This window comes from Enterococcus rotai, assembly GCF_001465345.1.
GTDB lineage: Bacteria > Bacillota > Bacilli > Lactobacillales > Enterococcaceae > Enterococcus_L > Enterococcus_L rotai.
Map to the genome: position 1 here is coordinate 2407190 of NZ_CP013655.1, position 13438 is coordinate 2420627.

The window sequence follows — 13438 nt, forward strand, 5'->3', positions numbered from 1 at the left end:
AATGGGTACATTAAATATTCATCCTATAGGAATTGAAAGAAAAAAAATTGTTGGAAAAGAAATGATTTTGGATCAAACAGAATTAAATAAAAAGTATGATATTTATATACAATTGCAAAAGCAATTTGATTCACAATGCAACAAGCTTCTCGTGAAATTTAACAATCAAAAAGAGCTGAAGAAAGTCAGAAAATATTTAGCTAAAAAGGACTTTAAAAAAAGACTTCCTATTGAAATTGACTTGTTACATTTGGAAAAGGAAGTAGAGAAGCTTTTGTCAATCAGAAAAAAGTTAATTGATCTTGATGATTCTTTTAATAACGAATTGGAGCAATCCGAATTATTGAATCGCCAAGAATTGAAGTTATTTTTGAAAGAAAATAAAAATATGATGAATATGTTATTCATTACAAATCGGGATTTGTATTTTAAGACTGAAAGATATATCGCTGGTGAATATGATGATAGCAGTCGAAAATTAAGAAAAGTTGAAATCCCAGTTTTGAAAATTGTGTACAAAGCTTTGACAAAAACAAGTCCGTATTTCTTTTTTAATGATGTTATTTTCTATTCTAATAAAGCAGATAATTTTTCATATAGAATAAAAGATAATTTAATAACGCCGAATTATGTATTTTTCTATAGACTTTTATATACTCTATTATTAAAAGAGCAATATCTTTTTAAAGCAAAATTTAGATTGTCACCTAGAATTTCTATAATAGGGGAACAAAAAGATATATACATATTCGATTATGAGCATAATAATTTTAAAATTTTTAATTCCATGCCAAAAATGAAAAAATTGGCAATGAATCCATTGGTACAGACAATTCTTCAATCTTCTGAAAAAGAATATACCTTAGCCTCATTTAGTAAAAAGTTTAGTTATTCATCACTTGAAGGCAGCAGCATTATAAAAAAATTGGTTGATTTAGGAATTTTTGAAATACAACTTGAAATGATTGAAAGTATGGACGTTTTTAATATGTTGGAAAATAAAATAAACGATTTAAAGATTAATGATGAAGATTTTTTCATGGAAGAACTTAGTGGTTTGCTTAAAAATATGAAAACAAATTTTTTAGAGTTAAATACAAAATTTTCAAGTGTAACTTATCACGCTACACTTGAATTATATAAAAAAATTGCTGCATATGTTGAAATGGATTGCCCAGAAGAAGGAATTATGATATATGGAGATAACGTTGTTCAAGGGAATGAGCTTGCAGATAAAGAGAAGAATGATAGGGAGCTACCAGAACATCTAGGAAATATGTTAAAAATATTCGCAGTGTTTGATATCAATGAAAGAACTAAAAATGAATTTATTCATCGTTTAGGCAAAGTTACTACATCAGACAACTTGTTAAATACCAGAAATCTAGAATTATTAATGGAACAAAACCTTTATTTTGGTGAATTTTGGACGAAACCATGGAAAGAATTTGAATTTTCAGCGCCAAACAATCTTTATTTAGAGAAGCTAAAACAGAAATATGTGGCATTCATCAGGGAAAGTCTTCATGAAGAGGTAGAACTAGATGTGACATCTGTGTTTGACGAAATAGTCAGTGATTTAGAAGAAAAAAAGTATGAGGCTGAGGATTGTTATTATTCAATTTTTTATCAAAAAGATGAGTCCAAAACGATCATAAATAATATATATAGCGGTTTTGGAAGTTTTTATCAGAGATATCTGCGGTATACAGATATCTTAGAAAAAAACAAAAATAGTATTGAAGATTTTTATTATCATGAAAATTTTGAGTGGATAGAATTACATGAACATCTAGGTTTTAATGCAAATATGGTAGATAGTAGATATTTTAAAAAAAGATATCAGGATGAAACATCTAGAGAAAGAACTGAGGAACCCGTAATAAAAGAAAAAGATTCAGAATTAATTTTGGAAGATCAACAATTTTATTTGAAGAAGGGGCATGAGAAGTTTAAACCAGTAATTTCTTCAAGTTTAATCCGTTCGTTTTTCCCAGGAAAGCTTGTTTTTTTAACTTCCATTTTTTCAAATGTAAATTTTCTTGTTGAAAGCTCTTTTTTCTGGTTAGAGAATAATCAAGATCCCTATGTAAAAATACCACGAATTAGTTATCAAAATATTGTCTTGGAACGCCGTAAAGTTTATGTTGAAACAAGTTATTTATTGAAATATTATTCTAAAAAAAATACAGTTAAGAATTATTTATCACTTCGTCAAGCTGTTAAAAACTTGGGATTTGAGAATAAATTTTTTATTCAATCAAGAAAATCAGATTCTAAAGATCCCATTGTATCGTTTGTTTCTTCTTTTGATAAACCTCAATACATTGATTTGAATAATCCATTGCTGTTCAGACTTTTTTTAAATTTTTTAAGATCTTCAAACAGCATTTTGATACAAGAATTATTACCAAAGAATGAAAGTGCTTCAGAATATTTACAGGAGGTTAGGTATGGCGACTAAGAAGTATTACAAGATTGATATATTGCTCAATGCCCAAAAAAAGTATAAGACATTATTTATCGCAGAGTACCTTATTCCAATTTTAAAGAAAAATAGAGAGATCAGCCCTGAAAGTCGTTTTTTTTTTCAGAGAACTGTTGATGTGGGGCCAATCATTAGGATCTATTTTCATACACATGATGTAAATGTGACTACTATGTATGAACTAATTTCAAAGGTATTGAAAGAGTTCTATTACACCTATTCAAGCGAATTACGTGAAAATTCAGTTTATTCAAAACAGATGCTTAATATAAAAAAGATGAATCGTTTATCTTATCAAAGAACGGACTATGTGAATTATACAGTAGACTTGGAACTGATTGAACAAATTGATCGTAAAGGGGAATATTTATCAGAAAATACTAAGAAGAATGTAAATGATTGGTGGTTCCAGTTTGAAGAGCTAATTGAGGATACTTTTTTATATTTATATGGTCATAATGAAATAGAACAAATGAAATTTTTGGTGAGCCTTTTCTATATATGTTCTAAGAAGTTAGATAATCAAACCCATAATGGGTACCTATCTTTTAAATCTCATTATCTAGGGTTCGTCAATAATAAAAGAAATAGTATGAAACAATATGACACGAAGATTCGTGAATATTATGAACAAAATAAGGAAGAATTCGCTATGATTATTAATCGGAACTCTACAGAGAACTTGGTAAAAAATGATGAATATAAGATTTATTTGCGAAGATGGGAAATTGCGATTGAACATTTTACTAATACTCAAGCAAAAGAAAAGAGCAAATTTAATATTTTGAATATAATACCCATGTTGAGATTTAGAAAGTACAGTGATTTTCATAATGAAGCTTTTAAAGTTAAAAAATTGAAATTTTACTTATCGAATGAATTTCAAAGATACAGAAGCTTGGTAAATCAGATTTATTTACTATTACCTAGCCTCGGTTTTAACACAGTGAAGAGACTAATTGCAGCTTATTCACTTACTAGAATTTTAGAAGAAGAGGAGTGAATAGGATATGTATTTATTATATAGAGGAAATACTTTTTTGAAGCAATTTGGCGAACAAGTCTGCATTCGAGTAGATCGAAAAGAGTATAATGTCAATAAAAAAATAATCAATCCAGATATCTGCAAAGAATTAATAACTTGCTTTATTTCACCAAATTCTATGGATGGAATTCAAAAACTTTATTCAAAATATGATAGTAAGGAAACTGTGTTGAGAATGCTTTATTTTTTGATTAAAATAAAATCGATTGTAGAAGTAAAACCTAATTTCGATACTACCCCAATGAATATGTATATTTTAAGAAACTATCCTGATTGTCAAAAAATAATTGAACAGCGAGGAAAAGATAAAAGTATTTTGATCCATAGAGTGGAAAGTAAGAAAGATTTGGAAGAATTGGTATTTAAAAAAGAATTTATTCTTCAAACTTTAATCTATGAACATAATTCAGTGTCGTATGTTTCTTCAAAAGAAGAATTAGTTCGCCTAAAAAATGAATTAAGTATGAGGAACATAGTGAGTGTAAAAAACAAAAAATTAGACAGATTATTGTCAAAATATATTCCATTGTTAATGGTTGATGTACTATCGCAGCATCCAAAATATGAGAAAAATTTTATGATTACGGATGAATTAGAAATTACATCGTATTCTCCTATATTATGCTCAAGGGAAGAATTTTCAGCATTAAGTGATCTAGATTTAGCCGGGGAAAAGCAATTGTCCAATATTGAAGTTGTGTCAAATATAGTCAACTATCTTTCAAAACATCCAAGTTTTTTCTTTAGATATAAGATAGAAAAAAATTTAAAAGGTACTTATGATGGTAAAGGCTATTTAAAAGGAAAAAAAATTCCTGAAATCTATGTTAAATCAAGTGAATACTCCATGGTGCTTGAAGAAATGGTTCAATTGATATTGCTATATCTTAAAAAAGAGTTGAAAAGTTGTCAGTGTCAGTGCTATCATAAAAAATTATTTGAAGAGACAGGCTACATTCTAACATTATAAAAGTAAGAGAAAGGAGCCTATAGATGAAAGTAACAGATCGATATTTATTTTCCTCTAAAGAAATTAAAAAAATTCAAAAAGAATGCATCTTAACAAATTTAAAATATAATAAAAAACTGGATTTAATGGACAATGAATTGGAAGAATATAATCACTGTCAGATAATCGCTTCAATAGTAAATGAGCATAAGAATGTTCAAGGAACTCTTTTTCCAGTGTACTACGAAATTTTATTTGATAATATAAACATCATCAAGCATCAATCACTGCCCTTATTTTTGACTCAAAAAAATGTGGGGAATTTTTGGGGATCAGTCGCTATATCTGAAAATCTTAGAGTAAATCAAAACCCGAACCTTACAACGTTAATAAAGGAACTTTTTGATAATAAATACGGTATTTTCTCCAATATTTACAAAGATATTTCCTCAATTGAGTATGCTATGGTGGGAGTGGAATTTAAGCCTTTCATGTCAGAGAATACTATTGAAACTGGATATGGTAGAGGCAAAAGTTTTGAAGAAGCAGAAACACAAGCTATTTTAGAAGCACTTGAAAGATTAGCGATGTATCGTTCTGAAAATAAAGCCAACCGATATTTAGTGAAGGATGGACTGAAAAACACTATTCTTTTGCAAGAATTTCAAAAAATTAAAGATGAGGAAATTGAGTTTATAGAAGTATACAATTTAAAATCAAAAACTTTAGAGTGGTTGCCCAAGCAGCTGTTTATTTTTAACGAAAAAATGGATTCTTTAGCTGTACTTGAGACGAGTAATGGAATGGCACTAGGATCAACATATTATGAATCACTTTTATTTTCATTGCTGGAATTTATAGAAAGAGATTCATTTTTAGTTTATTGGCACAAACAAATAACATTGCGAAGAGTGAACAAAAAAAGTTTGAACGAGCAACAGCAAAATGTAATAAGTCAATTTGAAACTCATAATAAAAAAGTTTATTTGTTTGATATGAGATTTGATATTGACATTCCGACAATTTTGGCATTGGTAATATCTTTTGATGAAAAACCGGCAACCTATGTAAGTTCAGCTTCACATATTAATCATACGATTGCTGTAGATAATGCATTAAAAGAGGTTATTGTAGCTCACAACATATACAGAAATAATCCTATTACCGGTGAAAAAAAATTTGTAAAGAAAGAAGACGTACAGAAATTATCAGATCATTTCAACTATTATTCTGGTTACGAGTCTATTGAGTTGTATCAACATCTTTTGGATACTGAACAAGAATATGATATTGCAGAATTATTTGAAGGAAAGCCTACGATTAAAACAGATAAGGAGGCTGTAGAATATATTTTAGAAAAACTATCTTTTATACAAGATATCTATTGTTGCAATTATGAAATGGAGGTTTTAAACCAAATAGGTTTTTCTTGTACTAAAGTTATAATACCTGAAATGCAGACAATGTACTTTGGGTATAAAAATCGAAGAATAAATATTAAACGAATTGATCAAGCAATTGATCAATCGATTTATAAAAATCAAATTAAATATGAAGAGGGAGAATTTTATGACGAACCGCACCCATTCCCTTAAAAAAAATAACTATGATTTTTTTCAGCAGCATTTGACGAATCGATATTCTACAATAAAAGATGAAATTTTACCTAAAAGATATGTATCAACATATGCATCAGAGATAGATAATAGCTATTTATTACAAAATATAGTGAGTGAGGGAACACCATTAATTGATTTTTTAAGTTTGATGTTTGATGTTGACCGTATGGAGCCAGAAAACCCCTATATTTACCATGCACTATCTCCTTCTGCAAGAGGATTTCAAGGATATACTGTAACGATGAATTTTTCTTTCAACGGACATGAATTAAACTTCATTTATTTAAAAAATCATCAAGACTTCTATTTGACATCGGGATATTTACAAAAAGCATACACAGATAAATTAGATATTACGATAAAACTATTTTATGATCATGCCAATATTGGGAGTTACTATGGCCGATTTGGTTTTATTCTTTCTCTATTAGATGCTGGACATCAAATTAATCATTTTGAAAAATTAACTGATCAATTTAACTATCCTGTTTCAGTTATTGAGTATTTACCAAAAAATTCAACAATAAACAGTAATTTTTTTCCATTAGTTTGTCTGAACTTTGAATATAATCATGCGATTGACTTAAGTTTAGAGGGTGATAAAAGTCTTTTTTTGGAAAGTGATTTAAGAATTGAAGAAGTAGTAGATTCAAATTTTTCTTTATTTATTGAGGGAATAAACAGTTATGATTCCTTGCAAAGAGGGAAAAAAGAACCGTTACTTGAGGTTTTTGATTATGATTTCATAGTGAAAAAAAGAACAAGTCTGCAAAGTTACGAGGGCCTATCCTTTAGTGAAACAAAAGAAGTGGAAACAATTGAATTGAACAAATTAATGGAACTCAATAAAAAAAACTATTCAAGGATAGATATGATTATTTTTGATCTTGTTCAAAAAAAGATAATTTGTCCAGAAGAAATAAAGGATATGAGGGATTTCATTGATATTGAAAAAGTATTTTATGATTCTATGGAATATATATCTGTAGAGAAAGCAAGTTATTTATTTTTAACATTTTCCAAACGAAAAACTGCTAACAACAGTAAAACTGTTTTAATAGATTTTATACAATCAGCGGAACTAATGCATGAAGTATCGATCTTTTTTTCGCAGAAAGACTATATAAGCAGGTGTTTTCGTAACATCAATGATAAGTATGTGCTTTCAAAATTCCAACAATATGAATATGTTACATATATGCAAATAGTGGGAATAAATAATCAAAATAGAAAGTTAATTTTAAGTTAGATATTTTGTTTGGATGGGAGAAAATTTAATGGAGTCAATGTATTATTATATTCACTCAATAGACACTCAAAATGAGATTATTATTATGCTCAAAAAATACTTTGAGAAAAGAGATACTAAATGGTTTTTTATCCGATATTGGTATGGTGGGCCTCATCTGAGAGTTCGGTTTAGTAACTCGAATTGTAAACAAGAAATTCTTCAAATTTTTAAGAGTTTTGAGAAAAAAATAAATAGAGTACGAGAAATGTCTTCTGAAGAATATTATAGAAATCACACGTTTGACGGGGAAAAAATTGACTATGAATCATTACCATGGTATTTACAAGGAGAAATAGTTGAGGAAACATATGAACCTGAGTATCATCGATACGGAAAAGATTTAGTACTCATGAAAAATGAACAAATTTTTCAAACATCTTCTGAAATAATTGGAACATTAATTGAAATGGGCTCTAGTATGCAAGTTAGATTAATATATGCTTATTTCTTGCTAAAGCGTGTGATAGATACCATCGGAAGTGTCGAAGATAAAACTTCATTTTTAGAACAATATTATGTTTATTGGAAAAATTTTAAGCAAAGTGAGAATCAAAAGTTAAATTTATCTAATCTAGAAACTTACGTAGAAAGAATAGAACATCAGCTGAATAATCAAAAATTAAAAATGTTGCTTGAAAAGCTAGATAATCAGCTTTTGCAATTAAAATCATCAGTAAATGATTCATCCACCTTTTATTATATGCTTAGCTCGCAGATACACATGACGAATAATAGGTTATCTGTCCCGCCATGGGTAGAAGGCGAATTGGCTAATTTCATGCGGGGACAACAACAAGGGAGGTAAAAAAGTGTGGTCTAAAGGGAAAAATCCTTATTTTGATTTAACTCGATTGATGGATTTTCATCTTGGAAGTATGCATTCACTTTCTAATATGTCTGCTAACCGTCCAGATAAAAGCCAAGAAAAAAGAAAAGTGGAATCAAAAGAAATTGTGATTAAACAATCTGAAATTTTTAAAATTGACAATAAAAAGTTAGATAATCAATTGAAAGAAGTCTTTAAAAATCGACGAACTTCGTGGGCGTTTAATTGTAATATGACTAAAGAAAAATTAGGTATTCTGCTTAAAAGAGCGATTGGAATAACAGAGGAAGATGTATTTGGTAATTTAAAAAGAGCATATCCAACGGCTGGATTAATGTTTTCAATCAATTTTTATATATACTTGTCTAATTTTGGCGATGAATCAATTGATAGAAAAATATTCAAATATAATCCTGATCGTGAAGAGTTAGAAGAAGTTAATTCTTTAAAAAAAGGAGAAATTGATGAAATTTGTTCCATGACTAAAATTGGTGAATACTCGTTTGAAGCTTCAAATTGTTTGTTCTTTTTTACAACAAATTTTAGTGATTTATTTTCAAGATATGGACAATTATCTTATCGCCTTAGTTTATTGGAAACAGGACATGCTTGCGAGAATATTCAGATAGCGGCTAGTTTAATGGGAATCAATAGTGTACCATTAGGTGGTTTTTATGATGAGAAAGTTCGTGAATTAATAAAAAGTAATCAAGAATATTGTTTATATATCTTAGCGTTGGGCTAAAAGGGAAGTGATGGATAAATGGAAATATTAAATCCCAATTATTATCTTATAAAAGTTAGTGATAATGTTTTAGGAATTTATAATTGTGAAAAAAAACAGGTTGAAAAGAAACTAAAAGTAAAATCTCAGTTTATTCCGGCGTTTTTAAAACTGAATTATGTAGAAAATATTGTAAATGAAGGACTGTATTTTGTTAATTTGATAGAAAAATTAAAAAAAGTACTACCAGGTCTTTTTGTTGAACCGACAGATAAAGAAATAAGCTATCGAATGAAAATTGAAAAAGAAGCAAAACGATTTTCTCATGATAATCAAGCATCTTATTTTATTTATCCTGAAATGATAGAAATCTATGTCCGAGAAACCTTTTATACGTATACACTTATTTACATTACTAAAGATAAAACTGAATTGATTTTATCGATGCAGAATATAAAAAATATACGAACTATTTCTGATGTACACCCCAAATCAGAGAAAGAAATATATTTTATTAATCGTTCTAGTTATACTGTTGAGGAAATTCAACAACTAGAAGAAATAATGGTAGAGAATGATAGTATTCGTTGCTATTATTACTGTCATGATGATTCTTTAGTTGGAGAAACTTATATTGGAAAAGATTATGGTTGTTTCCTATGTAACAATCAAATACAGGATAAAATAACGTTTCAACCAATCACTTCGTTTCAAAAAGACTTACTGTCATCGCTCTTTCAAATGGAAATACCTAAATATAATCGAATATTACTGTCTATATTGTCAGATGATACTACGTTATATAAAGGTAAAAAATTTAGAATCAAATTATCTGATTTATCAGGTACAACAAAATATAATGAAAGGAAATCCAAGTGTTCTTGTTGTGAAAGATATAAGATCATTACTAAGTGAAAATGGAAAGGGGAAAAAATGGATAGACATAAGGAATTTACAGCTAAGGATACAATTAAAAATATAATACAATTTTTAGAAAAAAATAAAATAAAGGTAGTTGAAAAAAAGGTAAAGAATACTGCTGGTTTTTATTCAATATTAATACAAGTACAAGGTACCACGTTGTTTACTAACGGAAAAGGAACGACCGAAGAGTACGCCAAAGCCAGTGCCTATGGAGAATTAGTTGAAAGAATTTTAACAGGCGTATTGTTTCGTTTTCATGCTCCATTAAATGATCAAATTGTCGAAAAAAATGCTTCTTGGGTTTTAACTAGTCATCAACAGGAGTATTCAATAATTGCAGAGTTAATCGGTTATCCAATTTCGAGAGAGAATGTACTATCTTTACAAAATAATTTTTTTGAGATTAGTAGGCAATTTGTAGTGAGTGAGGAATATACTAGATTAGATAATGGAATGAAAGAGAAAATCCCACTAGGCGTTTTAGATACTTTTTTTGGTTCTAATGGAATGGCATTTGGGAATACTTTTTATGAAGCTAGTGTTCAAGCATTGTCTGAGATTTTTGAAAGAAATGCAAATAAACAAATTATTGAACAAAATAAAATTGTTCCAACAATTGAAAATTGGGAGCAATATTCAGATAAAGAACTTACAGAAAAAATAAATATTTTATTAGAAAAAGAGTCTTTAAGATTGCTCGTTAAAGATTGTACGTTTAATAATACAATACCTGTTTTAGCAATTATTTTATTTCGAGATAATGGTCAATATTTTGTTAAATTTGGTTCACATTTCACTTTTACAATTGCGCTTGAGCGATGTTTTACTGAATTTTTTCAAGGTAGAAATATTGAAGATTACTTTTGGAAAGATCCAGTGTATTCAAATGATAAGGAGTTTTATCATTTGAATTTACAAAATATAATACGAGATGGCGATGGTTATTATCATTTAGGATTTTTAAATCAGGGAGAAATTTTAAATGAAATTCAGTTTGATTTTGGGACTAATAATGAAACAGCTTACAAAAAATATATTAGCATATTAAAAGAAATGGGACATATTGTTTTATGTAAGGATTACTCAATTGAGAAACAAATTGTGGTAAGATATCTGGTTTCTCAATTTAGCTATGTTGAAGATCAGTTGGATATTTTGCTTAAAAGGTTTGAAAACTATCGCTATCAAACTGAATCCATTTTAAATTTTCTAGAATTATCTTCCCAGAAAAGAAAAAAATTTTTGCATTTTTTGAAAAAAATAAATATTGATGAAAAGCAAAGCATTTTAAGTTTATTAAAAAAACCAATTCCCAAATATTCTGAACTCAGCTTTTTAAATGTACAGTATCTTATTGGGATTGATAAATTATTAGATGGAAACACAACTATTGAAGTAGATAGTTATTTTGTTGAGTCTTCTAAAGTGTATAGAAATTATTTGATGATCAAAGAAAAATTCGCTGTTTTACTTGAGCATAAACGAATCAAGGAGGCAATATACAAGTACTTATTTTTCCCAAAAATTAAAAATGATGATATCTATATTAATTCCCAAAAAATTAGTTATGTAAATGATATTAGAGTACTTCAAAGTAAATTATTGACACAAGGAAAAGATTATTATGCTGACTGATATTGTTTTTTATGAAAACGAGGGCTGGATAGATGTAGCTTTCAAAATTAATGGGCAGTTGGTTCAAGTTAATTCTTCCAGTACAACGGTTAATGATCTATTAAATTATGTTTCTAATACTTCGTGCGAAAAGTTTTTTTTTAAGGTGTTTTCTAATTTAGAGTACAGTAATAGTAGGGCAGTTAGACTTATTGAGTATATAATTAAGCTTATCAAAGATAAGTGGAGTCAGATTCAAATTGATCAAATATTTTTGAAAAAAGTATTTCAATTTGAGCCCAGTTCATATTTTATAAAAGGGATTAACAGTTTTTATACAGGTGTATATTCAGGTATCCCTTTAAAGGTAGTCAAACATATTTACATTAGTGATCAAAAATATGTTTCATACTGGACTTCTTTTGCGAACAATGTGGCAATTAATAGTGCCTTAATTATAGAGGTGGATTCTAGTGGTCTCATGGAGCAAGTTGCTGAAGAATGTGGTACTTTTATGATTCTGCATTTTAAAGTGAAACATATTTTTTATTTGAATTATCCGTTTGGTGTGAATACTTCATTAAATACAACTAATTGGAATTATTTAGATATTAAGAAAAAAATGTTATCTGGCGATGAAATTGAAATAGATGAAATGGTCGGTATTAATCATATGTATTCGTTTTTTGAAAAAGAAGGTGGAACATCTGTTAATCGTCTTCATATTTTAGATGATAATCATTTCAAAGCTAACTTTTTTTACAATCAAGAAATAAAATACTTGGATTTTGAAAATATATTTTTGAAACCTATTGATTATAAATCTCTTATTTTGTACGAAGGTACCCTTTTTTTCCAACAAGCAGAAATTGAAAAAGGTCGATTTTATTTTGGTGATTCTAGTAGTTCTTGTTTTCAAATTATTTGTAAAGAAAAAAGAATAATAGTTGATTTGAGAAATAGCAAGCTTTACAAAGTAAAAAATGAATAGTTAGGAGAAAACTTGTGCATGTAATTGTTGGTGGGAATGGTCCATTAGGAAAAAGATATTGTGAGATGGAAGAAGAACATGAAATACTTATTCTAGATAAAAAGATAGAGAGTAAAGTAACATATAGTCAATTATCACTGGATGTGTTAAATGATGAGCAGTTGGAAGAATTAGATATATCTGGATATTCAAAAATCGTTCGATTAACTTTCTTTTTAGGAGTAAATTATTCAAAGAGTTTTTTTGAAGTGACGAATGAAGAATGGGATAAGATGTTTGATTTAAATGTCAGTTCAGTTTTTAAATGTATTAAGAAATTATATCCGTACTTTTCTAATGATGTATCTATTGTTTTATGTGGCTCTCAAAATGGTGTGGTGGGTCATGAAAATCGAATGGGATATGGAGAAAGTAAAGCAGCTTTAATTCACTTAGCCAAAAACTTGACAGTAGAATTTTCAAAGCTGAATTATAAGGATGTTCGTATAAATGTTGTTTCACCGTCATATATTCTTACTGAAAAATCTCAAAAATTTTTAGAAGAAAGCATGGAAGGGAAAATACTTCAAAATAGAATCCCAAATAAAAAATTTATTTCAGTTGATGAAGTGGTATCAGTAATGATGTTTCTACATTCAGCAGCTTCTAAAGGGATAAGGGGACAGAACATAGTAGTAGATAATGGATATACAATAGTATAGTTATTGTAGGAGGAAGCGAGAGGTGGAAAGAGAGTTTTGTTCAGCTCAGCTTTTATAGCTATACTGTTTCTAAGTATAAGTTGTCTGTTGGACTTAGGAACAACAGGATGAAACAACCAAATCATCGATTTTTTGTCGTAAATAGAACGAACACTCTAACGCCTAGTGGTTGGTTAAAGTGTTCGTTCTATTGTGTATTTTTAGTAGGAGCTAGTGCTTGTCATTTTTTTATGGTTTTGGTTTTCGTATAATGAGTCCTAGCAATT

General features: G+C 28.5%; 11 protein-coding genes. All 11 read left to right on the top strand.

Going from position 1 to position 13438, the window contains the following annotated elements:
• The first annotated feature begins 1 nt into the window (after window position 1).
• Genes ATZ35_RS11235 through ATZ35_RS11285 form a run of 11 tightly spaced genes read left to right on the top strand, consistent with a single transcriptional unit; the run spans window position 2 to window position 13172 of the window.
• Entirely contained in the window at window positions 2-2464 is a 2463-nt protein-coding gene (locus ATZ35_RS11235; protein ID WP_208927309.1) for a hypothetical protein, read from the top strand.
• Window positions 2454-3491, top strand: a complete 1038-nt coding sequence (locus ATZ35_RS11240; RefSeq protein WP_208927310.1) for a hypothetical protein — start codon at window positions 2454-2456, stop codon at window positions 3489-3491. Before ATZ35_RS11235 ends, ATZ35_RS11240 begins: the two co-directional genes overlap by 11 nt.
• A gap of 7 nt (window positions 3492-3498) precedes the next feature.
• Window positions 3499-4503 carry a hypothetical protein gene (locus tag ATZ35_RS11245; RefSeq protein ID WP_208927311.1) on the top strand — a complete coding sequence of 335 codons (1005 nt, stop codon included), beginning with the start codon at window positions 3499-3501 and terminating at the stop codon, window positions 4501-4503.
• 23 nt (window positions 4504-4526) lie between these two features.
• Complete coding sequence (locus tag ATZ35_RS11250) at window positions 4527-6077, top strand: YcaO-like family protein (RefSeq protein WP_208927312.1); 1551 nt, start codon at window positions 4527-4529, stop codon at window positions 6075-6077.
• Window positions 6052-7350, top strand: coding sequence for a hypothetical protein (locus ATZ35_RS11255; protein ID WP_208927313.1), 1299 nt, complete (start codon window positions 6052-6054; stop codon window positions 7348-7350). The genes ATZ35_RS11250 and ATZ35_RS11255 overlap by 26 nt, the downstream gene beginning before the upstream one ends.
• A gap of 28 nt (window positions 7351-7378) precedes the next feature.
• Window positions 7379-8197: a lantibiotic dehydratase C-terminal domain-containing protein gene (locus tag ATZ35_RS11260; protein WP_208927314.1), complete on the top strand. Its 819-nt coding sequence runs from the start codon at window positions 7379-7381 to the stop codon at window positions 8195-8197.
• Between the two features lie 4 nt (window positions 8198-8201).
• Window positions 8202-8963, top strand: coding sequence for a SagB/ThcOx family dehydrogenase (locus ATZ35_RS11265; protein ID WP_208927315.1), 762 nt, complete (start codon window positions 8202-8204; stop codon window positions 8961-8963).
• Window positions 8964-8981: 18 nt separating this feature from the next.
• Window positions 8982-9857, top strand: coding sequence for a hypothetical protein (locus ATZ35_RS11270; RefSeq protein WP_208927316.1), 876 nt, complete (start codon window positions 8982-8984; stop codon window positions 9855-9857).
• A gap of 18 nt (window positions 9858-9875) precedes the next feature.
• Window positions 9876-11501: a YcaO-like family protein gene (locus ATZ35_RS11275; RefSeq protein ID WP_208927317.1), complete on the top strand. Its 1626-nt coding sequence runs from the start codon at window positions 9876-9878 to the stop codon at window positions 11499-11501.
• Window positions 11491-12471, top strand: coding sequence for a hypothetical protein (locus tag ATZ35_RS11280; protein WP_208927318.1), 981 nt, complete (start codon window positions 11491-11493; stop codon window positions 12469-12471). Before ATZ35_RS11275 ends, ATZ35_RS11280 begins: the two co-directional genes overlap by 11 nt.
• Before the next feature lie 14 nt (window positions 12472-12485).
• Window positions 12486-13172: an SDR family oxidoreductase gene (locus ATZ35_RS11285; RefSeq protein ID WP_208927319.1), complete on the top strand. Its 687-nt coding sequence runs from the start codon at window positions 12486-12488 to the stop codon at window positions 13170-13172.
• The last annotated feature ends 266 nt before the right edge of the window (window positions 13173-13438 follow it).